This window comes from Kribbella sp. NPDC058245 (assembly GCF_042882005.1).
In the GTDB taxonomy this organism is placed as follows: domain Bacteria; phylum Actinomycetota; class Actinomycetes; order Propionibacteriales; family Kribbellaceae; genus Kribbella.
Genome location: NZ_JBHVWY010000014.1, coordinates 188,238 through 210,483, shown reverse-complemented (window position 1 = coordinate 210,483; position 22,246 = coordinate 188,238). Strand labels below are relative to the sequence as shown.

The window sequence follows — 22,246 nt, the reverse complement described above, 5'->3', positions numbered from 1 at the left end:
ACGGCGGCCTCGCCCTGGTGCACTAGTGTTTGGAGTCTCATCAGGGTGGGGGCCCTGGACCGGATACCGGTGGGACAGGCAGAATCGCGCCGACGGGGTCGGCTGCCGGGTGGGGTGTTGGTGGAAACGGAATTCGCGCTGTCGATCGGCACGCAGCGCTGGCCCCTGCCCGCCGGCGCCGAGGAGATCACCATCGGGCGCGCCGCGAACGCCGACGTCCGTCTCCCCGCCGAGGATCAGATCTCCCGCATCCACGCGCGCCTCACCCGCACCGGCGCCTCCTGGACCCTGCACGACGCGTCCCGCAACGGCACCGGCCTCAACGGTCGCCGCCTCACCGCGCCCACTCCCCTCACCGACGGCGACCAGGTCCACATCGGCCGCTCGGTCCTGACGTTCCACGCGACCCCAGCCGCGCCCGCCGGACCCACTGCAGCCGCGCCGCCCAGCTCTGTCGGTACGACGCCCTCCGCGCCGGCCGCTCCACCGCCCACGGCGCCGGTCCCGTCCACTCCTGCCGCTCCTCCTCCCGCCGCGGCACCTGCGCCGGGCGCAGGCCTTCCGCCCACGCCCAGCGCGCCCGCTTCGACGCCGCCCGGCACGACACCACCCGCGCCGGCGGACCCGGCGCCTTCCGCGACGCCACCGGCGGCCCCTTCCGCGACACCGCCTGCCGCTGCTCTGGCCGCGCCCGGCCAGGAGGACGGGGCCAGCACCGAGGGCGCTCGCGAGGGCGAATGGAGGGGCAGTGCGGACTCACCTGAGGATTCGGGCCTGCTAACTCCTGCATCCACCACGCCACCGCCCCCAGCGCCACCCAGAACGCTCACTCCGCGCCCGGCCCCCACGAACCACCAGCCTCCCAACTCACCCGCACCCGGCCGCGCTCCCTACGGCGCAGCGCCATCCGCTGCGGGCCCGTCCGGCCCGCCCCCATCCGGCCCATCCACCGCCGGCCCGGCCCCAGCCGATGCGCCGACCGACTCCCCGTTCGCGCCAACTGAGGGCACGCGGCGCAATGAGCCGTACCCGGCCGACCGCGCGAGCGTCAGCCAGCCCAATCCGGCCGACGCGAGCAACAGTGCATCCTGGCCCGGCTACCCCTCGGCGGACTATCTCGAGTCGGCCCGCTCGCCCTGGTCGAACGGTGAGCGCGCCCAGATCGTCCAGCCCGATACACCCCCACACCCTGCGTGGCCCGACCGCGCGGACTATCCCGAGCCCGACGACCCGACCCCCACCCGTCCCACCCGCCCCGCCTCCAGGCCGGCGAAACGCCCAGAACGCCGTACCAGCGAATCGCCATCCATCGCCGAGGTCGGCCAGGTCCGCCTCGCCCGGGTGCTCGCGATCGCGGGCGCGATGCTGGCGGTCGGTCTCGTCATCAACATGATCGCCACGTTCCTCGCGGCCGGCCCCGGCGGAATGCTCCGCTGGCTGATCGCACCCACGCTCGCGCTCCTCGGCGCGATGACGTTCGCCATCCTGGACGCCGTCAGCCCCACCGAACGCGCGCCCAGCCGCCTGGACGTCTCCGTGATCGTCGCCATCGGCGCGGTCCTCGTCGGCGTCGGTGTCGGCGGCTTCGCGATCACGGCCGGCGCCGAGTACACCGCCGGCTACCTCAGCGGTAACGAGAACGGCGAGGACCGGCTGATCAAACCGGTCGGCAAAACCGCCGACGGCCTCACGATCACGGTCGACAACGTCACGAATACCAGCCACTTCACCCGGATCCGGATCACCATCACCAACAAAGGCACGGACTCGGTCAGCCTCCCGCTCGACGACAACGCGATCTTCACCAGCGCCGAAGGCAACTCGATCCGCGCCGACGACTCCCGCAGCGACTGGCCCAAGCAGTTCCCGGCCGGCCAGGTCGAGAAGGGCACGATCATCTTCAAGGGCCACCTGCCCCAGGGCCAGAAGACCGCGACCCTCATGCTCCGCGGCGGCGACACCCCGATCATCCTCGGCGGCATACCCCTGAGCAGCTAGCTCTTGCGGACGGCTCGATCCAGCAGCTTCTGCAACTGAGCCTGCTCATCGCCGGACAAAGCGCCCAGCGGCGATTCCTCGGCCAAGAGCTCCAGCAACTCCGCGCGCAACGCGGTGCCCCGGGGCGTCAGCACGAGGTGACGAGCGCGCCGATCGGTCGGATGCGGCCGCCGCTCAATCAGCCCCTGGTTCTCCAGCTTGTCCGCCACGTACGTCGCGTTGGACGGCTCGCAGCTCATCCGCTCCGCGAGCTCGCCCATCGTCATCGGTCCGGTCAGCTCCCGCAGCGCGGTCGCCTGCGGGGCGGTCAGGCCGAGCTTCAGCGCACGCCGCCGGACGTGCTCGCCGATCTGACCGGCCAGCCCGTTGATCAGCCCGCACAGCTCGCGCTCCGACGACGTCATACCCCGGAGCCTAGCGCACTTACATCAAGCCAGAATATTTAGAGCTTGAACCTTTCAAGCTGAAACAGCTATCGTCCCCCACATGACCGCAGCCCTCCGCCGCCCGGCCACCCGCCGCTCCCTCGACCTCGGCGACCTCCGCGTCACCTACATCCCCGACGGTGCCGTTCAGCTGGTCCCAGACCGCTGGTTCCCGACCACGACGGCCGCCACCTGGAGCGAACACAGCCAGTACGTCGATGCCTCGGGCCACCTGGTCGCGAGCATCGGCGGCCTCCTCATCGAGTCCGGCGATCGCGCGCTCCTGATCGACGCCGGATTCGGCCCGCAGACCTGGCCGGCCGCCCCTGACGCCCCGATCGGCGTGGTTCAAGGCGGCACGCTCCTCGACAATCTGGGCCGCGACCCGCGCGACATCGAGGCGGTTGCCTTCACCCATTTGCATGTCGACCACGTCGGCTGGGCCTCAGCCTTCCCTGCAGCGACCTACCTCATCGCCGAACCAGAATGGGCCGAACGCCACCACGCCGTTGCCAACGGCATCGACCAGCAGACCTTGGACACGCTCCAGGACCGCACCAAAACTGTCGCCGACGGCAACGAGATCTTTCCCGGCGTCACCGTCAGCCTCTTCCCCGGTCACACCGCCGGCCACGCCGCGTACGTCGTACAGTCGGGCTCCCAGCGATTGATCGCGTTCGGCGACGCGATGCACTCGTCGCTCCAAGTCACGCACCCGGAGTGGTGGGCTGCACCCGATCACGATCGCGAGCAGGCAATGACCCAACGTCGGCGCCTGATCGACGAGCTCCGCCAGCCCGGCACCATCGGCTTCGGTATCCACTTCGCCGACGTCCAGTTCGGCCGCGTCGCCGCGGAGTCAACCTGGGAAGCCCTCTAGAAACATCGAGGATCGATCTGGTTGAACTAGATCGATCCTTGATATGTTCGATCCATGACCGAGGTCGATGTCGAACGCTTGACCCGGGTGATCGTCGACTTCAACACGATCTTCATCCGGCTGCCGTCCGTCCGGCGGTTCAACTTCTCCACCCTGTCGGTGCTGCACACACTGTCCCGCAGCGGCCCGCTGCGGCTCACCGACCTCCTCGCCACCGAGCAGCTCAAACAACCCGCCCTGACGAGCCTGGTCGCGAAGCTCGAAGAAGACGGCCTGGTACGACGCCGCCCGGACCCGACCGACGGTCGCGCGATGCTCCTCTCGCTGACCCCGGCCGGTCGCCGGGTGGTCCGGTCCCGGCACACCAACCGCGTCACCAAACTGACCGAGCTGGTCGACCAACTCACCGACGCGGAACGCACCGTACTGGCTGAATCCGTTGACGTTCTGTCCCGTCTGACCGACATCGCCGCAGAAGAGGCCTGAGGCAACTATGAACCTGGAACCGACTCCGATCCATGTCCCCGACGAGGTGCTCGACGACCTGCGCCGCCGTCTCCGCGCGACCAAGTGGCCACGCGATGCGGGGAACGACGACGGCTTCTACGGCGTACGTCGTACCGACCTGCAAGCTCTCGTCGAGTACTGGGCCGACGGCTACGACTGGCGTGCCGCCGAGCGCGCGATGAATGCCTATGACAACTACCGCGTCGACGTCAGCGGCGTACCGGTGCATTTCCTGCACAAGCCCGGCGTCGGACCCGCGCCGATCCCGCTGATCCTGAGCCACGGCTGGCCGTGGACGTTCTGGCACTGGTCGAAGGTGATCGACCAACTGGCCGACCCGGCCGCGTACGGCGGCGATCCGGCCGACGCCTTCGACGTGATCGTGCCGTCCCTGCCGGGCTTCGGATTCTCCACGCCGACGAACCCGGACATGAACTTCTGGAAGATCGCCGACGTCTGGCACGAGCTCATGACCGACGTCCTCGGCCACCAGAAGTACGCCGCTGGCGGGTGCGACGTCGGCGCGCTGGTGACCGGCCAACTCGGACACAAGTACGCCGACGAGCTGTACGGGATCCACATCGGTTCCGGTCTGAAGTTGTCGTTCTTCACCGGCGACCGCGCCTGGGACCTCACCGGCGGGAATCCCCTGCCGGACAACCTCCCGCCCGACATCTACGACGGCATCATCGCGTTCGAACGACGGTTCGCCGGCCACCTCGCCGCCCACGTTCTGCACCCGAGCACCCTCGGCTTCGGCCTCGCCGACTCGCCCGCCGGCCTGCTCGCCTGGATCCTCGAACGCTGGCAGAGCTGGTCCGACGGCAACCCCTTCACCCCCGACGACATCCTCACCCACGCCACCATCTACTGGGCCGGCAACGCCATCGACACCTCGATCCGCACCTACGCCAACAACAACCGCTACCCCTGGACCCCGTCCCACGACCGCCACCCCGCCGTCGAAGCCCCCACCGGATTCACCTTCGTCGGCTACGAGAACCCACCCGGCATCACGACCCCGGACGCCCGCATCAACCACTTCCTCACCAGCGACCGAGCCCCCTGGTACAACCACACCAACCTCACCGCCCACCCCACCGGCGGCCACTTCATCCCCTGGGAACTCCCCACCGAATGGACCACCGACCTCCGAACAACCTTCCGCCCCCTCAGGTGATCTCCAGTGGCTGCGGCACACTCCAGATCAGGCGTGTCACCCCGGATCGGCGCTCGAGCCACAGGTCCATGGAAGAATGGACGCCCGGAGATGAGGAGGAGATGATGACAGCAGTCCCGCTGCCGCCTGCCCATCTACTCACCGTCGGTGAGTACGCCGACCTCGGCGAGGACGACTCGGGCAGGTCCGAGCTGATGGAAGGCAATCTCGTGAGGTCGCCGAGCCCAAGCCCGGATCACAACATGGCCGCGCTCCGGATCGCCCTGCAGCTGATGCCGCAACTGTCGCCGGATCTCGAGGTCATCACCGATGTCGACATCGATCTCGGGCTCGCCCCGGCCGACCAGCCGGGCTTCTCCCGCAGGCCCGACGTCATCGTCGTACGACGCTCCGCCCGCCCGCGAGTCCGGTCCGAGGGCGGTCTGATCCGGGCGTCCGAGGTGCTTATCGTGGTCGAGATCGTCTCGCCCGGATCACGCCGTACCGACAATGTCGTCAAGCGGGCCGAATACGCCGACGCCGGGATTCCGCACTACTGGATCGTCGACATCCAGGACCCCGTGTCCCTGCTGGCCTGCCATCTGACCGACAAGTTCGGCTATCTCGACGACCAGGTCGTCGGCGGCACCTTCGCCAGCAGCAGCCCGATGACCGTGACGCTCGATCTGACTGACCTTCGCTAGGTGCGGCGGCTGATTCAGCCGTTTTTCTTGGCGGCTTCGGCGAGGAAGGCGTTGAGGGGAGCGAGTACGGCGGTGAGGGCGGCCGTGGCTTGTTCGAGGGTCTGGCCGGCGGCGATGGCGTCGTCGAAGGCTTTGTGGGCGGCGGCGCGTTCGTCGACGGTCTGGGTGGCGTAGCGCAGCATCCAGAACGACTGCCCGCGTACCTCCTGACGGGTCACGGCGCCTTGGGTCTTGATCTCCTTCATCAGCGCGTCGTACTGGGCCGCTGTGAAGGGTTCTCTCCAGAGCGGGTGGGCCTTCTCCCACTGCTCGAAGGTCACGCCGACCCAGGTGCGCGGTCCGTCGTCCCTGCCGTTCGAGGCGAGGCCGTTGAGGCCGTTGCGGTAGTCGGTGACCTGGTCGCGGGCAGCGGGCGACAGGTCCGGATCGCCGACCGCGATCGCGTGGGTGTGCCACGGCCAGTCCGCCTGGGACGGATCGCGGATCCACGCCGCGAATCCGACCTGCCGGGCCGCGTTGCGGATGCGTTCCCGCCGGACCTTCGGGAACAGCTCTCCCGACTTGGCGTCCTTCAGCGAGATGTCGACGGCACCGCCGCCGTCGTGGGTTCCTCCTGACGCCCCGACGCCGCCCGGGTTGTAGGAACCCTGGGTCAGCACGAACGTCAGGCCGCTGACGAACTCGGCGGCCTCGATCATGTTGATGGTGCGCTGATTGAGGCGCACCCCTCGATATCTGATGATCGTCTGCATCTGCTGACCTCACTTCTTCGGTACTCCCAGCTAACAGCACGCGGGGATCATCGGCACTTCGAGTGTGTCGGTCACAGTACGGTCGGCGGTGTGGATCAGTTCATGCTCGGGATCGATATCGGTACGACGGCAGTCAAGGTGATCCTCTTCGGGCCGACCGGCGAGCCCGTTCGGGCACACGCGACGCCGTACGGGATCCAGCGACCGCAGCCTGGATGGGCCGAGCAGGATCCACTCGACTGGTGGCAGGGCTGCCAGGACGGGATCGGCGCCGTACTGGACGGCGTACCGGCTGGTGCGGTGCGCTCGACCGGGGTGGTCAGCCAGGTGAACACCCATGTCTTCGTGGACGAGCAGCTCGCGCCGCTGGGGCCCGCGATCATCTGGCAGGACCAGCGCTGCGCCGCCGTCGCACGCGAGCTCGACGGTCAGCTCACTCCGGCGGACAAGCGACGGATCTGGGGCGGCCCGGTCGTGCTGGACGCTTCCTTCGCCGGAGCGCGGGCCGTGTGGTTCGCGCGCGCCGAGCCGGAGAAGTGGGCTCGGACGCGATGGGTGCTCAGTCCGAAGGACTTCGTCCTGGCGAAGCTGACCGGTCAGATCGCGACCGACATGATGTCCGGCACCCGGATCAGTGGCCCCGACGGCTATCTGGCCGAGGCCGTCGCGCTCGCCGACGGGCTGGCCGAGCGGCTGCCGCCGATCCTCGCGCCGGAGGCCGTGCTGACCTCGACGGAAGGCCTGGGGACGGTCGTGGTCGGCACGATGGACGCGTACGGCGCTGTCTTCGGCAGCCGTACCACCGAGCCCGGACGCGGAATGATCTCCTGCGGTACGTCGCTCGTCGTCGCCGGCGCCTCGCGCGAGTCGTCGCCCTCGGCAGGGATCGTCACGTTCCCACCACGCAACGGTTTGTCGGTCCACGCCGGCCCGACCCAAGCGGCCGGTGACGCGGTTCGCTGGTGGAGCAGGGTGTCCGGGCTGTCCGTCGAGGACGTCTTCGCCTCGGCAGGGGATGGCAGGACCGGCCCGGTATTCACGCCGTACCTGGCCGGCGAACGCGCTCCCCTGTGGGATCCCGACGTCCGCGCGAGCTTCCTCGGCCTCACCTCGGGTACGACGCAGGCCGACCTCTCCCGCGCCGTACTCGAAGGTGTCGCCCTCTCCGGCCGGCACGTCCTCGAGGCCGTCGAGCAAGCCTGCGGCAGCACCTTGTCGACAGTCACTCTCTCCGGCGGCGGCGCCCGCGACGACCTCTGGTCCCAGCTGTACGCCGATGCTCTCGGCCGACGAATCGACCGGCTACTCGTCCCCGACAGCGCCGCCCTCGGCGCCGCGCTATTAGGGGCCGTAGGCAACGGAACGTTTCCGGACGTCGAGACCGCCGCCGCTGCCACCGTCCAGGTCGACCGCACCTTCACCCCGACCGCCGACCTCGACCTGCAGTACGAGGTCTACCGCATGTCCTACGGCGCCCTACGCGAGATCCACGACCGCCTGGCTCGTTAGCCCGCCGACCATGTCAGGGCCGTGTCAGTACGGCGTCTGCCGGGCTCGCGATCGTTGCTGACATGACCAGTCGAGTGAAGAAGTTCCTCCGGCGTACCGGAGTAGTCGCAGTAGCGGTGGCCCTACTGGCGGCGCCGAGCACAGCGACCGCCGTACCGAAGGAGCGGCCGGAAGTTGAGGCCGCCATGCAGGCTTTTGTCGATGCCGGGTTCGGTGGGATCCAGGTGCGCGTGCACGACGAGCAGGGTGATTGGGTCGGCAGTGCCGGCGTGCGGAAGGTCGGATCACCTGCCAAACCGCCGACGAACGGTTCGTTCTGGGTCGGCAGCGTCACCAAGACCTTCACGGCGACCGTCGTCCTGCAACTCGTCGCCGAGGGCAAGCTCAAGCTGGACGATCCGGTCGCGGGCTACCTGTCGCGCCTCGGCCTGGACCGGCGGATCACCACCCGGATGCTGCTGCAGCACACCAGCGGCCTGTTCAACTACACCGGCGAGTACTACGACGATGGCACGATCGTCCCCGGCATCCCCGCCACCGGCCACGAATGGGTCGAGAACCGCTTCCGCAGCTACACCCCGGAAGAACTCGTCCGCTTCGCCCTCTCCAAGCCGCCGCGCTTTGCGCCCGGCACCGACCAGAACTACTCCAACACCAACTACACCCTCGCCCTGCTCCTGATCGAGAAGGTCACCGGCCATTCGTACGCCGACGAGGTACGGCGCCGGATCCTCCGCCCACTCGATCTCCGCGGCACCGTCGTACCGGGTAACCGCACCAACCTCCCCGGCCCACACGCCCACGGCTACTACATCGACAACGGCCAGCTCATCGACGTCACCCGCCAGAACATGTCCCTGCTGGCCGGCGCCGGCGACATGATCTCCACGACCAAGGACCTGCGCACCTTCATCTCCGCCCTGATGAGCGGCAACCTCCTGCCCGCCCCACTCCTCGCCCAGATGCGCGACCCGCACGGCAAGCTGGGGTACGGCTTCGGCCTCTTCGTCCAGGACCTGGGCCCCACCTGCGGCGGCACCGTCTACCAGCACAACGGCAGCCCGCCCGCCGGCTACGGCGCCATGATGTACAGCTCCCCCGACGGCACCAAAACCCTCACCGCCTCCGTCACCATGGGCTCGCGCGACATCAACCCCGTCACCGAGTTCCCCAAAGCCCTGGGCCCCCTCCTCACCGCAGTCTTCTGCACCAAGTAGCAGCGACGCATCCCCACCGCGTGGATTCCGGCCCGACCCTCCGTCGGCCCGGAATCCGTCGTACCCGCACGAGTCTCAGCTCACCGCCTCGTTCACTGGACGCGACGGCGACCCTCGACGGAGCCGAATCCAGTCGACTGCTGTACGGCGAACTGGCGCGCGACGTCGGCATCTGATGGGTTAACCCATCAGGTTGTGGGTTCTCCACCCGCATGCGGGTCCATAACCCACCATCTGATGGGTCCACCCATGAGGTGGTTAGTTGGCGGACCTCAGCCGGCGTCAACCAGCGAGTCACTACGTTGACGTCCGGAGAATCCGTCAGCGTGGTCGGCGTGTTGTCGAACACCCGTCCCGGCTCGTGGTCTATCCCCGATCGCTTGCGCTACCGGTGACTTTTTCGGGTCCAGACGCCGAAAACTCACCCATAGCGAAGCTGCCGAGCGGCAGCTCATGCGTCACGGTCAGTGACCGGGTGCAGTCCGGGCGCAGGGGAGAAAGTAAAAGGCCGGCCCCTGGTGGGGCCGGCCTTTTCAAGGGGTGGAGGTGGCGGGAATCGAACCCGCGTCCTTCAGCGTCGCCTCAAGTCTTCTCCGAGCGCAGTCTGTTAAATCGCTTTTCTTAGCCCCAGTGCTCTTACAGACACGTCACTGACAGGCTCAGTCACTGTAAATGTCCCGTGTTAACCCCGTGACCGGGTTAACAAAGCAAGCTTCCTAGCTGAGGCCAGGAACCGGGTCGGAAGCACCCCCGGGCTGACCGCTTCTTTAGTGCTCAGGCCGTCAGGCGGCGAGAGCGAAGCTGCTGCGCGCGTTAGCGTTGGCAGTTATTGTTTTCCAGAGATCGTTTACGAGATAACCCTGGATCCTCGGCTCGCTTCACTTGAAACTAACGTCCAAAGTCGAAACCGTTCACCCCCTGTTGAGTTTTCAAACTCCCACCCCGAACTGCAGGTGGAAGGTCCACACTACCAAGTCCAGCAAGCTGCCCGCACCTGGGATTCCCCTACTTCACCATGCGGAGCGTGAAGGGGTAGCGGAAGTTGGAGCCGGCCGCGGTCGCGATGCCGCCCACGCCGGTCAGGACGAACCACATGATGCCGAGGATCGGGAACAGGAAGCCGATCCAGCTGCCGACCAGGCCGGTCGCGATACCGACGGCGGCGAAGGCCAGCGCCGCGGTCAGCTGGAAGTTCAGCGCCTCGACGGCATGACGTCGTACGGCGGGGTTCTGCTTGCCGGCGGTCGCGGCGACCAGCGCGGGGCCGACGAAGAAGGTCGGGTACCCGAGCCAGTGGGCGACCGTGCCCATGCCGCGGCCGTCGCTGTTGTAGCGCTGGAGCGGCGCCGGACGGCTGAAGGCGGCCGGAACGTACGTCGGGACCGGGCGCGCCACGAGGCCGTCGAACGTGCTGTTCAGCTCGGCGCGGGTGCGCGCCTTGAGCGCCAGCTCGACCCGGGTGTCGAACTCGAACTTGTCGACGCGACCGTCGGCGTACATCTCTTGCAGGATCTCGACGGCGCGATCCCGCTGTTCGTGGGTCACCAGCAGCTGTGAAGTGGACATGTACCCACTGTCTCCGCCGAAACCCGCTCACCCCATCGGGTGCGCCCCGGACCCACCCCTGACCCGACCCGGAAGCATGTCCTTGACTTCAAGCGCTTGAAGTTTGCCAGGCTGAGGACATGTTCACCACTCAGCCTCCGCTGCTCGCGCTCTGACCCCGGCGAAAGCGGACCTGCATCACCCACCAAGTCGCTCATCAGCCACGCAAGCCGCACGCCCTGAGCGTGAACCAGGTGACCCGCGCAGAGTTGGACGGTGATGGCGGTCCGCCAGACGCTGCGGAACAGCACAATGGCCACACTCGGAGGCAACGCTCGGAGTGTGGCCACGCGGGCCGGCTCAGCTGGGATCTAGTCGCGGCGGCGGGTTCGGTCGGAGAGGGCTCGCTGGGCTTCGCGGCCGGCCTGGCGCTCGGCGAGGGCGTGGCGTTTGTCGTAGTCCTTCTTGCCGCGGCCGGTGGCGAGCTCGATCTTGGCGTAGCCGTCCTTGAAGTAGAGCGACAGCGGGATCAGGGAGACGCCCTGCTGTTCGACGGCCTTGACGAGTTTGGCCATCTCGTCCTTGTGCAGCAGGAGTTTGCGGGTACGGCGGGGCTCGTGGTTGGTCCACGTGCCGTGGGTGTACTCCGGGATGTGCATGCCCTGCAGCCAGAGCTCGTTACCCCGGACAGCGGCGAACGCGTCGACGAGGGAGGCCCTGCCCTGCCGCAGGGACTTCACCTCGGTCCCCGTCAGTACCAGGCCGGCCTCCACGACGTCCTCGATGTGGTAGTCGTGTCGCGCCTTCCGGTTCTGCGCGATCGGCTTCTGCTGGCCGGTCTGTTTCACCATCCGACCAGTATCTCAGACTGTCTACAACCACTTCATGGGATTAACCACGTGGCCGTCCTGGTAGACCATGAAGTGCAGGTGACAGCCCGTGGAGTACCCCGTCGTACCGACGTACCCGATGATCTCGCCGCGGGTGACGTGCTCGCCGACGCGGGCCTTGTAGCGGGACAGGTGGTTATAGACGGTGGTGATGGACGAGCCGTCGATCACTCCGTGTGAAACGAAGAGCCGGTTCCCGTAACCGCCGTTGTAGTACTTGTCGGTCACGCGACCACTCGCCGCCGCGCGGATCGGCGTACCGCAGCCGGCGCCGAAGTCGGTGCCGTCGTGCAGTTTCCAGACATGCAGGATCGGGTGGAACCGCATCCCGAACGGCGAGGTGATGTAGGTGTCGATCGGCTTGCTCAGCCGGCCGTCACCGTCGCCGGGGTCGTTCGGGACCGGGCGCGGCGGCCTGCCCTCGCGGCGGGCCTTGTCGCGCTCGGCCTTCTCCCGGGCCGCCTTGCGACGTGCAGCCGCGGCCTTCTCGGCACGAGCGCGGGCGATCAGGATCTGCTCGACCCGGTTACGCTCGGCAAGCAGCGAGTTGTACTCGGTCTGCTCGGAGATCTTCTCGCGCTCGGCGCGCTTGTAGAGGATCTGCTTCTGCGTCGTCACCGCTTGTGCTTCGGCCTTGTCGGCCGCGACCTGCTTGGTCAGCTCGGTGACCTGCTTGACCGTCCGGGCCGCCTCCGCGCGTGCGGCCGCGGCGGACTGCTCGGCGGCGGTCAGCTTGGCCTGCTTGCTGGCGAGCTGCGCCTGCGCGTTGTTCAGGTTCGTGATCGCGTTGCTCTGGATGCCGAACACGTTCCGCTGCACCTGCAGCCCGGTGGCGACATCGGACGGTGCCGCGCCCTGCAGCGCGATACTCAGCCCGACCAGCGAGTTCTGTTGCTGGTACGCCGATCGCACCGCCCTGCCCGCCGCTGCGCGTTTCTCGACGATCTGCTGCTGCCCGGCCTCGACCTCGGACACGGCGTCCCGCAGCGACCGTTCGGCGGCCGCGAGCTTGCCCGCGGCAACGGCATCGGCGGCCTTCGCCGCGGCGAGCCGACCCTGGGCCGCGGCGTAGCGGACCTCGACGACCTTGAGCTTGGCATCGGCGTCGGTGTACGCGGCGACGGCCGAACCGAGCTGATCGGCGGCCTCGGCCAGTTCGGCCTTGGACTTGCCGATCTGGGTGTCGAGTTCCTTCTTCTTCTGGGCTGGATCGGGCGGATCCGCCTGCGCAGACGGGACCGCCGCCAGGACTCCGGCGGACAGGGACAGGACAAGGCAGCATGCGGCAACGACCGTCTGCCGCCCCTGCGATCTCATGCGGGAACGCGGGCGCGGTACGGCGGAGGTGCCGGTGCTGTCGTCTCGCTGGATGCTCGCCCGCTCACGCGGGTCTGCACCGGGGAAGTGCGGGACCACAGGTCGACCCCTAGCTCTGGGTTGAGTTGTCGTGCAATGAGACTTCTCTTGCACGATAAGTCACTCAGCTCAGACTTTGAGGTATTTCCGTGTTGTCAGGAATGTCGGGACCACGGCCAGGATGATGCCGACGACAACCATGATGAGCGTGGCACGGAAGGTTTCACTGGCCCCGACCCACTGCCAGACCTTGAAAGTCTCCTGGGCGCGCCGCATCACGACGAAGTACAGGCCGAGCCACAAGGTGCCGCAGGCAAGCACCGCACCGATCAGCGCGGCCAGGATCGCCTCCAGCAGGAACGGCAGCTGGATGTAGAAGTTCGAGGCGCCGACCAGCCTCATGATCCCGATCTCCCGGCGTCTGGCATACGCCGCCAGCCGGATCGTGTTCGAGATCTGCATCAACGCGGCGATCAGCAGCAGCGCAGCACAGATGTAGGCGCCCCATTGCACGCCTTCAAGTGCCTTGAAGAGTGGATCGAGGTACTGCCGCAGGTCCTGCACGTTGTCGACGCCGGGCAGGCCGGCCACGGCGCTGACCAGGTTCTGGTACTGCTTCGGGTCACGGAGCTTGACCCGGAAGGACTGCTGCATCTGGTCCTCGGTGACCGTCGAGATGATCGGCGAGTCCTTGTACAGCTTCTTGAACTGCGCGAACGCTTCCTGCTTCGACTCGCCGAACACGCCGTCGGCGGCGGTGTCGGGGTTCGACTCGATCACCTGGCGGATCCGGTTCTTCTGGTCCTGCGTCACCTCGGCACCCGAGCAGCCGCGCCCGGTGGTGTCCTTGGTGCACATGAAGACCGAGATCTGGATCTTCCCGTACCAGTTGCCCTTCATCAGCCCGACCTGCTCGTTGGCCAGCAGGGCGCTGCCGAACAGGGCCAGCGAGACCCAGATGGTGACGACGACCGCGATCGTCATCGACAGGTTCCGCTTCAGGCCGATACCGAGGTCGGAGAGGATGTAGTTCAAACGCATTGTTCAGTCAGTCCCTGTACTCGGCAGCGGTCAGTGCTGGTAGCCGTAGACGCCACGCGACTCGTCGCGGACGACATGACCGTTCTCCAGCTCGATCACGCGCTTGCGCATCTGGTTGACGATCGACACGTCGTGGGTGGCCATCACGACGGTGGTCCCGGTCCGGTTGATCCGGTCGAGCAGCTTCATGATGCCCTCCGACGTGGCCGGGTCCAGGTTTCCGGTCGGCTCGTCGGCGATCAGGATCATCGGCCGGTTCACGAACGCCCGGGCGATCGCGACCCGCTGCTGCTCACCACCGGACAGCTCGTCGGGCAGCCGGTCCTGCTTGCCCTCCAGGCCGACCAGCTCCAGTACCTCCGGAACGGTCTTGCGGATGTGCGAGCGCGGCTTGCCGATCACCTGCAGCGCGAAGGCGACGTTCTCGGCGACCGTCTTGTTCGGCAGCAGCCGGAAGTCCTGGAAGACCGTCCCGATCTGGCGGCGCATCTGCGGGATCCGCCAGCTCGCCAGCCGGTTCAGGTCCTTACCGGCCACCATGATGTGGCCCTTGGACGTCCGGTGCTCACGCAGGACCAGGCGCAGGAACGTCGACTTGCCGGACCCGGAGGTACCGACCAGGAAGACGAACTCGCCTTTCTCGATCTCGACGTTGACGTTCAGCAGAGCGGCCTTGGTCTGGCCCTCGTACGTCTTGGAAACATTCTCGAAGCGGATCACGGGTTCATCCGGCCGTGGTCGGGAACAGGGAGCGACGTAGCGGTAACCACGTGGTGCACCGTACGCCACCGAAGCGGCCGCGCTCAGCCTAGCCCGTCCCCGGCGTGCCGCCGACCACCTGGACCCATCTCCGTGGTCTGCAACGATTCGGTCAATTTGTATATCCCGGGGTAGCAGCGTATATATACACAGACATACTGTCGTGCGCATGAAGACGGTGATCGATCTGAACGACCATGCACTGGAGTTGGCTGCGAAGGAGTTGGGGACCGTGACGAAGAAGGACACCGTCAACGCCGCACTGGAGTTCGTGGCCCGGCGACGACAACGCATCGAAGCCCTTCTCGACGACCCGTACGGAATCGGCGTCGGCGGGGACATCGACGACCCGGAGATCATGCGCGGTGCCCGCCGTTGAGCACTGTCACCACCGTCGGCAAGTTGTACTTGATCGACACCTCAGCACTAGCGCGCAGCAAGCATGAATCGGTCCGCACCGTCATCGCGGGCCTGATCGTTGACCGTGCCGCGGCAACGTGCGGCACCGTCGACCTCGAGGTCGGCTACTCGGGGCGCACCCATGACGAGCACACCCGCACAGCGGAACGACGAAGATCCCTGTACGTCACGCTGCCGATGACTCAGGCGGTTGTGGAGCGAGCGCAGGATGTGCAGTCGCGGATGTCGTCCCGAGGTCAACTACGAGCCGCCGGCATCGTCGACCTTCTGACGGCAGCCGTGGCCGAGCAGCACGGAGCCGTCGTACTCCACTACGACGCCGATTTCGAGCACATCGCCGCAGTGACTGGTCAGCCGCAGTTGTGGATTGCTCCGCGTGGCAGCCTGAACTGAACGTCAGGCCGGGGCGGGGGTCGCGCCGGTGCCGGGGGCTGGGCGGGCGCCGGCTATGCGGGCCACGGCGGCGTCGGGTTTGCGGCCCGCGCGACGGGCGGCTTCGACGTGTAGGCGCGCTAGCTCTACGGCTTGGCGGGAGACCTTTACGGTCTTCTTCTCAGCCATGCTCACCGTCTCCCTCGACGACCTCGATCTCGGCGTCTGCAATCTCAGCGTACGCGGCCGGGCCGACGCGGTCGATCGCCACGGCGGCGGTCAGCGCGGCGACCAGGTCGTAGTCCTCCGGTTGTAACAGCTCCGACCGCATCAGTGAGCGGAGCGTGACGACTCCGGCGTCCGTGCCGGCTTCGTCGTCGTCGAGGATCTGCTCGACCGCCCACCGGACCATCCGCATCGTCTCCTCGCGGTGCCGCCAGGTGTCGAGCTCGCGCTCGGACTTGCGCGACAGGTAGGCACCGAGCGCGACCCCACCGAGCGCCAGCAGCGGGCTGAGGGCCGTCACCACCACCCCGACGATCGCCATCCAGTTCGGAATCACCGACACACCCCCCAACCCATCGGGTTGCCTCCCCTGTTTCGCACCGTTGACCGGTCGATGATGTTACGTAGGAGCATTCCACCCCGCACCGACAGAACGCGCGCCCCTCGCAGTCGGACTCAGAATGACAAGGAACGAGGTCACCGTGATCGACGAGCCCGAGGCGTACGACGTCTTCGTCCAGGGCACGGTGTTCCTGGACATCGTGCTCACCGGATTGGAGTCCGCCCCGACCACCGGGACCGAGATCTTCGCCGAGGGGATGGGGTCGTGCCCGGGCGGGGTCGCGAACTTCGCGATCGCCGCCAGCCGGCTCGGGCTGCGCAGCGGTTTAGCCGCGGTCTTCGGTGATGACGTGTACGCCGATTTCTGCTGGCGGACCCTGGCCGACCAGGAGGGCGTCGATCTCTCGCACTCGCGCCGGATCGGTCACTGGCACTCCCCGGTCACCGTGTCGATGTCGATCGACCGGGACCGCGCGATGGTCACGCACGCCCACGAGGCTCCCGGTGATCCGAGCAAGCTGGTCGGTCCCGGGCTCAAGACGCGGTCCGCGATCGTCCCGGTCGCCGACGATCTGCCCGACTGGGTTCAGCAGGCCAAGCAGTCCGGTGCGCTGCTGTTCGGTGATGTCGGTTGGGACCCGACCGACGAGTGGTCTCCAGCGGTGCTCGACGTACTGGAGGGTTTTCACGCGTTCACCCCCAATGCGGCCGAAGCGATGGCCTACACCCGCACTGACACCCCGCAGGACGCGCTGCACAAGCTGGCCGAGCGGGTACCCCTGGCCGTGGTCACGAACGGCGCTGACGGCGTACTGGCGATCGACTCCGCGACCGGTGAAGAGGAGCACATCCCGGCCCTGCCGGTTCGTTCGTACGACCCCACCGGCGCCGGTGACGTGTTCCTCGCGTCGCTCGTGCTCGGCACGCTCCGCGGGTGGCCGCTCGCGCACCGGCTCGCGTTCGGCAACCTGTGCGCCGGTCTGTCGGTTCAGCACTTCGGCGGTTCGCTGGCCGCACCGGGCTGGGGCGACATCATCGACTGGGTCCGCGACCACAGCCGGCACCGCCCGGGCGACGTCGATCCCGACATCCTCCGGCACTACACGTTCATCGGCGACGTCCTCCCCGCCGGCCCGGTCCCGATCGTCCGCCGCGCCTCCGCCACGATCGCGCGCCTCTCCGACGCCTGACCGAACTGACGCTGACCGAACTGACGCTGATCGAGCTGGCACTTGACCGAGCTGTGGAAATCCCCGCCGTACGAGCCCTGATGGTCGTAGGGTCGGGGAACCATAGGCTTCTGGAGGCGGCGTGATGGGTGGGTTCAGCAGGCGGCAGGTGCTGGGGCTTGGCGGCGGGCTGGCGGCGGTCGCCGTGGCCAGCTGCGGGTCTAACTCGGGACGGCCGAGCACCGGCGGCGACGGCTCCAAGCCGGCGCTCTCGCAGTGGTACCACCAGTACGGCGAAGCTGGCACACAGCAGGCGGTCGAGCGGTACGCGAAGGAGTACCCGGATGCGACCGTGACCGTCCAGTGGTCGCCGGGTGAGTACGACAAGAAGGTGTCGACCACCCTGCTCACCGACCAGGGTCCGGACGTGTTCGAGTACGGCAACGGTCCGACGATCGACATGATCAAAGGCGGTCAGGTGGCCGACCTGAGCGACGTACCGGGTGATGCCGCAGCCGATTTCACGCCGTCGCTGATCAAGCGCATGTCCTACCAGGGGAAGCTGTACGCGATCCCGCAGGTCGCGGACATGCAACTGCTCGTCTACCGCAAGAGCCTGCTCAGCGCGGCCGGCGTGCAGCCGCCGCAGACCGTCGACGAGCTGCTCGAGGCGGCGAAGAAGCTCACCAACGACAAGGTGAAGGGTCTGTTCGTCGGCAACGACGGCGGCGTCGGCATCCTCGGCGGACCCGCGCTGTGGTCGGCGGGGCTCGACTACCTGACCGAGGACGGCAAGTTCGGCTTCGACGACCCGCTCGCCGCCGAGTCCCTGAAGAAGCTCCGCGAGCTGTTCACGTCGAAGACGCTGCTGCTCGGCGCCCCCACCGACTGGTCCGACCCGTCGGCGTTCACGCAGGGCCTGACCGCGATGCAGTTCACCGGCCTGTGGACCCTGCCAGCCATCGAGAAGGCGTTCAAGGACGACTTCGGCGTACTCCCCTGGCCCAAGCTCAACGCGACCACCGGCGCGCCGAGCGTCCCGGTCGGCGCCTATGGCTCCTGCGTCAGCACGAAGTCGAAGAACGTCGACGCAGCGAAGAAGTTCGTCAAGTGGCTGTGGGTCGACCAGACCGACAAGCAGCTCGACTTCGCCCAGGCATACGGCTTCCACATCCCGGCCCGCAAGTCGCTCGCCGACAAGGCCGACAAGCTCAAGTCGGGCCCGGCCGCCGACGCCGCCAAGTTCGTCAACGAGAACGGCCACGCCCAGACCCCGCTCCTCTGGTCCCCCAAATCCGGTACGGCGTACTCCGACGCCCTGAACCGGGTCATCCGCACCGGCTCCGACCCGGCCACCGAGATCAAGGCGGTCAAGGCCGTCGTCGAGGCCGAACTGAAGCGGATCGGCGGCTGATGGACCTGCAGCCCCTCACCGCCGACGACCACGAGCTGATCGAGCTGGCCCGCCGTACCGTCGACGACAACACCGACGGCCCCGACGGTGTCTACACGATGGGCGCCGCGGTCCGCGGCGCCGACGGCCGTATGTTCGCCGGCATCAACCTCTACCACTTCACCGGCGGCCCCTGCGCCGAACTAGTTGCCCTAGGCCACGCCCGCGCCTCCGGCGCCCGCGACCTGGTGTCAATCGTGGCTGTAGGCAACGAAAACCGCGGCATCTTCGCCCCCTGCGGCCGCGATCGCCAAGTATTGCTGGACTATCACCCGGACATCCGCGTGATCCTCCCAGGCCCCGACGGTCCCGGCTGGGCCACCATCAACGACCTACTCCCAGCCGGCTACCGCTGGGAGCCGTGAGGTCAGGCGACCTTCCAGGTGCGCTCACCAATGGTCGCCAGCACCTCGACGGTGCCGCCCAGAGCAGTCACGTAGGCGCGGACGATGTCGATCCCCGAGACTTCACCGCTCTCGATCTTCGAGATCCGCGCCTGCGAGACCTGAAGTAACTCGGCCAGCCGGACCTGGGTGATCCCAGCAGCCTTGCGCATCTCCGCAAGCTGGTGCCCGCGCACGTACGCCTCGGTCCGCTCGTGCGCAGCCTGCTTCCCCGCCGCACGCTCCCCAGGCGCCCGCGGATCAACCGCCCGCGCCTTCGCCTTGACGTCATCCCAATTGGAGTATGTATTCATTTCACTCCTCCACTTTCAGTTCGATCAGATGCTCGGCAAACCGCTCGTCCGCCAGCGGAACTGCCACGCCATACCAACTGTCCCATCGACCCGACTTGTCGCCGGCCACCAGAATGATGGCCTCGCGCATCGGGTCGAAGGCGAAGAGCATCCGGATCTCACTCTGCCCCGATGATGCGGGACGCAGTTCTTTCATGTTGTGAAACCGACTGCTTTTCACCCGGTCGACCAGTGGTCGACCAATTGCCGGTCCCTCATGAGCCAGCAGGTCAACCGCCCTTTCGATCAGGTCGGCTGACTCCGGGTCATCTTCACAGAGCTCCAGGTACCACGCCTCGACCGCGGAATGAAGTCTGATCGTCCAGCTCATGCCACCAGACTATAACCTATTCATCATACCCATGAGAGACGCTCAGGAGAAGGTGGGGATGATGCGCTTGCCGTAGGCAGCCAACGTTTCTTCTTTGGCGTCGTGCTGGAGGTAGAGGGCGAACTGGTCGACGCCGAGGGCTTCGAGCTCTTCGAGGCGGGCGAGGTGGTTCTCGATGGGGCCGAGGATGCAGAAACGGTCTACGACCTCGTCGGGGACGAAGTCCGTGTGGGTGTTGCCGGCGCGGCCGTGCTGGCTGTAGTCGTAGCCCTTGCGGCCCTCGATGTAGTCGGTCAGCGCCTTCGGTACGCCGCCGCCATCGCCGTACCGGGCCACGATGTCGGCCACATGGTTGCCGACCATGCCGCCGAACCAGCGGGTCTGATCGCGCTGGTGCTGCAGGTCGTCGCCGACGTATGCCGGGGCGGCCACGCAGAACTTGATCGCGTCCGGATCCCGACCGGCCTCCTCCGCGGCACGCCGTACCGACGTGATCATCCACTTCGCGATGTCCGGGTCGGCCAGTTGCAGGATGTATCCGTCGCCGACCTGGCCGGTCGCCGCCAGCGCCCTCGGCCCGTACGCCGCCACCCACACCTCGAGCGCGCCGTCCTTGACCCAGCCGAGCTTCAGCTCCTGACCGCGATGGTTGACCGTCTCCCCGCGTGCGAGCCCGCGCACCACCTCGACGCACTGCTTCATGTCGGCGATCGTGCCGGGCTGCGCGCCGAGCGTGCGCAGCGCCGAGTCCCCACGGCCGATCCCGCAGATCGTGCGGTTGCCGAACATCTCGTTCAGCGTGGCGAACTGGGACGCGATCACGCTCCAGTCGCGGGTCCCCGGGTTCGTCACCATCGGGCCGACGATCACTCGCCGCGTGGCCGCCAGGATCTGGCTGTAGATGACGAACGGCTCCTGCCACAGCAGATGCGAGTCGAACGTCCACACGTAGTCGAACCCGGCGTCCTCCGCCTTGACCGCCAGCTCCACGACCGCGGACGCCGGCGGATCACACTGGAACACCACTCCGAAGTCCACAGCCCACCCCTTAGACCAAGTACGACGACAGGCCGCGCTTCAGGTACCGGCCGCGACCCTTCCGGCCATGGTAGTTGCCGTCAGCCACGATCACCTCGCCGCGCGAGATGACTGTGCCCACCCGGCCCTGGATCTCGACCCCTTCGTACGCCGAATAGTCCATGTTCATGTGATGCGTCTCGACCCCGATCCGCGTCGTACCGTTCGGGTCGTAGATGACCAGGTCGGCATCCGACCCCGGCGCGATGATCCCCTTCTGCGGGTACAGCCCGAACATCCGGGCCGGCGTGGTCGCGATCGTCTCCACCCAGCGCTCCAGCGACAGCTGCCCGTCGACGACACCTTGGTAGATCAGGTCGACGCGGTGCTCCACCCCGCCGATCCCGTTCGGGATCTTGGAGAAGTCACCGACGCCGAGCTCCTTCTGATCCTTCATGCAGAACGGGCAGTGGTCGGTCGACACCACCGCGAGGTCGTTGCTCCGCAGGCCTTTCCACAGATCCTTCGCATGCGACTCGTGCTTGCTGCGCAGCGGGGTGGAACAAACCCACTTCGCCCCTTCGAACCCCGGTGCGCCGAGCTGATCCTCGAGGGTCAGATACAGGTACTGCGGGCAGGTCTCGGCGAAAACGTTGCGTCCGGCATCTCGTGCGTGGGCGACTGCTTCGAGAGCCCCGCTCGCGCTCAGGTGAACGATGTAGAGCGGGCAGTCCTTGGCGACCTCGGCCAGTGTGATCGCCCTGCTCGTCGCCTCAGTCTCCAGGGCCGCCGGCCGCGTGATCCCGTGATAGATCGGATCGGTCTCGCCGCGCGCCAGCGCCTGCTGCACCAGTACGTCGATGGCGATGCCGTTCTCCGCATGCATCATGACCATCGCGCCGTTCTCCCGCGCGGTCTGCATCGCCCGCAGGATCTGGCCGTCGTCGGAGTAGAACACCCCGGGATAGGCCATGAACAGCTTGAAACTCGTGATCCCCTCGTCCCTCACGAGCGAATCCATCGCCTTCAACGAGTCGCCGTCGACCCCGCCGAGAATCATGTGGAACGCATAGTCGATATGACAGTTCCCCTCGGCCTTGGCATGCCAGGCGGCCAGGCCATCCTGTACGACGTCGCCCGTCTTCTGTACGGCGAAGTCGATGATCGTCGTGGTCCCGCCGTACGCCGCTGCCCGGGTCCCGGTGTCGAAGGTGTCACTGGCCGCCGTACCACCGAAGGGCAGCTCCATGTGCGTGTGCGCGTCGATCCCGCCCGGAATCACATACTTGCCGGTGGCATCGACCACCTCGTCCGGCGTGATCGTTGCACTGAACAACGGATCCAGCAGGGCAACGATCTTCTCCCCCTGCACGAGGACATCGGCCTGTTGTGACCCGGACGGCCCGATGACCGTCCCGCCCTTGACCAGCAACGTCATT

At 67.2% G+C, this 22,246-nt stretch carries 24 protein-coding genes and 1 other RNA gene; 12 read left to right on the top strand and 13 right to left on the bottom strand.

Features of this window, described 5'->3' with window-relative positions; translation table 11 throughout:
- Positions 1–120 precede the first annotated feature (120 nt).
- Complete coding sequence (locus tag ACFVWG_RS30005; RefSeq protein ID WP_391546788.1) at positions 121–1,998, top strand: FHA domain-containing protein; 1,878 nt, start codon at positions 121–123, stop codon at positions 1,996–1,998.
- Here ACFVWG_RS30005 and ACFVWG_RS30000 read toward each other — a convergent pair.
- On the bottom strand, positions 1,995–2,402 hold the full coding sequence (locus ACFVWG_RS30000; RefSeq protein WP_391546787.1) for a MarR family winged helix-turn-helix transcriptional regulator: 408 nt from the start codon (positions 2,400–2,402) through the stop codon (positions 1,995–1,997). The two genes, ACFVWG_RS30005 and ACFVWG_RS30000, sit on opposite strands and share 4 nt — an antisense overlap.
- 82 nt (positions 2,403–2,484) lie before the next feature.
- On the opposite strand from ACFVWG_RS30000, the gene ACFVWG_RS29995 reads away from it, so the two are divergent.
- The 4 genes from ACFVWG_RS29995 (at position 2,485) to ACFVWG_RS29980 (ending at position 5,673) form a co-directional block, all read left to right on the top strand.
- Positions 2,485–3,303 (top strand): MBL fold metallo-hydrolase, encoded by an 819-nt coding sequence (locus tag ACFVWG_RS29995; RefSeq protein WP_391546786.1) that lies wholly within the window; start codon positions 2,485–2,487, stop codon positions 3,301–3,303.
- Between the two features lie 54 nt (positions 3,304–3,357).
- The gene (locus tag ACFVWG_RS29990) at positions 3,358–3,789 is read left to right on the top strand and encodes a MarR family winged helix-turn-helix transcriptional regulator (RefSeq protein ID WP_391546785.1); all 432 of its coding nucleotides are present in this window, start codon (positions 3,358–3,360) and stop codon (positions 3,787–3,789) included.
- 7 nt (positions 3,790–3,796) lie between these two features.
- Complete coding sequence (locus ACFVWG_RS29985) at positions 3,797–4,990, top strand: epoxide hydrolase family protein (protein WP_391546784.1); 1,194 nt, start codon at positions 3,797–3,799, stop codon at positions 4,988–4,990.
- A gap of 104 nt (positions 4,991–5,094) precedes the next feature.
- Positions 5,095–5,673, top strand: coding sequence for a Uma2 family endonuclease (locus ACFVWG_RS29980; protein ID WP_391546783.1), 579 nt, complete (start codon positions 5,095–5,097; stop codon positions 5,671–5,673).
- 14 nt (positions 5,674–5,687) lie between these two features.
- Here the strand turns inward: ACFVWG_RS29980 and ACFVWG_RS29975 are convergent, their stop codons facing one another.
- Entirely contained in the window at positions 5,688–6,425 is a 738-nt protein-coding gene (locus ACFVWG_RS29975; RefSeq protein WP_391546782.1) for a hypothetical protein, read from the bottom strand.
- Positions 6,426–6,515: 90 nt separating this feature from the next.
- Between ACFVWG_RS29975 and ACFVWG_RS29970 the strand changes: the two genes are divergently transcribed.
- Both ACFVWG_RS29970 and ACFVWG_RS29965 read left to right on the top strand, forming a co-directional pair.
- Positions 6,516–7,934 carry an FGGY-family carbohydrate kinase gene (locus tag ACFVWG_RS29970; RefSeq protein ID WP_391546781.1) on the top strand — a complete coding sequence of 473 codons (1,419 nt, stop codon included), beginning with the start codon at positions 6,516–6,518 and terminating at the stop codon, positions 7,932–7,934.
- 62 nt (positions 7,935–7,996) lie between these two features.
- A complete protein-coding gene (locus tag ACFVWG_RS29965; protein WP_391546780.1) occupies positions 7,997–9,151 on the top strand; it encodes a serine hydrolase domain-containing protein in 1,155 nt (384 codons plus the stop codon).
- A gap of 538 nt (positions 9,152–9,689) precedes the next feature.
- Here the strand turns inward: ACFVWG_RS29965 and ssrA are convergent.
- The 6 genes from ssrA to ftsE all read right to left on the bottom strand — a co-directional run bounded on the left by ssrA (position 9,690) and on the right by ftsE (position 14,703).
- Positions 9,690–10,070: a transfer-messenger RNA gene (gene ssrA / locus ACFVWG_RS29960) on the bottom strand.
- 86 nt (positions 10,071–10,156) lie between these two features.
- The gene (locus ACFVWG_RS29955; RefSeq protein ID WP_391546779.1) at positions 10,157–10,717 is read right to left on the bottom strand and encodes a DUF1707 and DUF4870 domain-containing protein; all 561 of its coding nucleotides are present in this window, start codon (positions 10,715–10,717) and stop codon (positions 10,157–10,159) included.
- 350 nt (positions 10,718–11,067) lie between these two features.
- Positions 11,068–11,547, bottom strand: a complete 480-nt coding sequence (smpB, locus tag ACFVWG_RS29950; RefSeq protein ID WP_391546778.1) for an SsrA-binding protein SmpB — start codon at positions 11,545–11,547, stop codon at positions 11,068–11,070.
- A 21-nt stretch (positions 11,548–11,568) separates the two neighbouring features.
- Positions 11,569–12,903, bottom strand: coding sequence for a peptidoglycan DD-metalloendopeptidase family protein (locus tag ACFVWG_RS29945; protein ID WP_391546777.1), 1,335 nt, complete (start codon positions 12,901–12,903; stop codon positions 11,569–11,571).
- Positions 12,904–13,071: 168 nt separating this feature from the next.
- Complete coding sequence (gene ftsX / locus ACFVWG_RS29940; protein WP_391546776.1) at positions 13,072–13,983, bottom strand: permease-like cell division protein FtsX; 912 nt, start codon at positions 13,981–13,983, stop codon at positions 13,072–13,074.
- Positions 13,984–14,013: 30 nt separating this feature from the next.
- Complete coding sequence (gene ftsE, locus ACFVWG_RS29935; protein WP_132407842.1) at positions 14,014–14,703, bottom strand: cell division ATP-binding protein FtsE; 690 nt, start codon at positions 14,701–14,703, stop codon at positions 14,014–14,016.
- 208 nt (positions 14,704–14,911) lie between these two features.
- Between ftsE and ACFVWG_RS29930 the strand changes: the two genes are divergently transcribed.
- Together ACFVWG_RS29930 and ACFVWG_RS29925 are read left to right on the top strand one after the other, a co-directional pair.
- Positions 14,912–15,121, top strand: a complete 210-nt coding sequence (locus ACFVWG_RS29930) for a type II toxin-antitoxin system VapB family antitoxin (protein ID WP_391546775.1) — start codon at positions 14,912–14,914, stop codon at positions 15,119–15,121.
- On the top strand, positions 15,118–15,555 hold the full coding sequence (locus tag ACFVWG_RS29925; RefSeq protein WP_391546774.1) for a PIN domain nuclease: 438 nt from the start codon (positions 15,118–15,120) through the stop codon (positions 15,553–15,555). The genes ACFVWG_RS29930 and ACFVWG_RS29925 overlap by 4 nt, the downstream gene beginning before the upstream one ends.
- 160 nt (positions 15,556–15,715) lie before the next feature.
- On the opposite strand, the gene ACFVWG_RS29920 is transcribed toward ACFVWG_RS29925, so the two are convergent.
- Positions 15,716–16,096 (bottom strand): hypothetical protein, encoded by a 381-nt coding sequence (locus ACFVWG_RS29920; protein WP_391546773.1) that lies wholly within the window; start codon positions 16,094–16,096, stop codon positions 15,716–15,718.
- Positions 16,097–16,220: 124 nt separating this feature from the next.
- On the opposite strand from ACFVWG_RS29920, the gene ACFVWG_RS29915 reads away from it, so the two are divergent.
- The 3 genes from ACFVWG_RS29915 to ACFVWG_RS29905 all read left to right on the top strand — a co-directional run bounded on the left by ACFVWG_RS29915 (position 16,221) and on the right by ACFVWG_RS29905 (position 19,088).
- Complete coding sequence (locus ACFVWG_RS29915; protein WP_391546772.1) at positions 16,221–17,291, top strand: carbohydrate kinase family protein; 1,071 nt, start codon at positions 16,221–16,223, stop codon at positions 17,289–17,291.
- Between the two features lie 124 nt (positions 17,292–17,415).
- Positions 17,416–18,684, top strand: coding sequence for an ABC transporter substrate-binding protein (locus ACFVWG_RS29910; protein WP_391546771.1), 1,269 nt, complete (start codon positions 17,416–17,418; stop codon positions 18,682–18,684).
- Complete coding sequence (locus ACFVWG_RS29905; RefSeq protein WP_391546770.1) at positions 18,684–19,088, top strand: cytidine deaminase family protein; 405 nt, start codon at positions 18,684–18,686, stop codon at positions 19,086–19,088. Before ACFVWG_RS29910 ends, ACFVWG_RS29905 begins: the two co-directional genes overlap by 1 nt.
- 2 nt (positions 19,089–19,090) lie before the next feature.
- On the opposite strand, the gene ACFVWG_RS29900 is transcribed toward ACFVWG_RS29905, so the two are convergent.
- Genes ACFVWG_RS29900 through hydA form a run of 4 tightly spaced genes read right to left on the bottom strand, consistent with a single transcriptional unit; the run spans position 19,091 to position 22,245 of the window.
- A complete protein-coding gene (locus tag ACFVWG_RS29900) occupies positions 19,091–19,420 on the bottom strand; it encodes a helix-turn-helix domain-containing protein (RefSeq protein WP_391546769.1) in 330 nt (109 codons plus the stop codon).
- A gap of 1 nt (position 19,421) precedes the next feature.
- Positions 19,422–19,790 (bottom strand): type II toxin-antitoxin system RelE/ParE family toxin, encoded by a 369-nt coding sequence (locus ACFVWG_RS29895; protein ID WP_391546768.1) that lies wholly within the window; start codon positions 19,788–19,790, stop codon positions 19,422–19,424.
- 42 nt (positions 19,791–19,832) lie between these two features.
- Positions 19,833–20,828 carry a TIGR03842 family LLM class F420-dependent oxidoreductase gene (locus tag ACFVWG_RS29890; protein WP_391546767.1) on the bottom strand — a complete coding sequence of 332 codons (996 nt, stop codon included), beginning with the start codon at positions 20,826–20,828 and terminating at the stop codon, positions 19,833–19,835.
- 10 nt (positions 20,829–20,838) lie between these two features.
- Positions 20,839–22,245, bottom strand: a complete 1,407-nt coding sequence (gene hydA / locus ACFVWG_RS29885) for a dihydropyrimidinase (RefSeq protein ID WP_391546766.1) — start codon at positions 22,243–22,245, stop codon at positions 20,839–20,841.
- Position 22,246 lies beyond the last annotated feature (1 nt).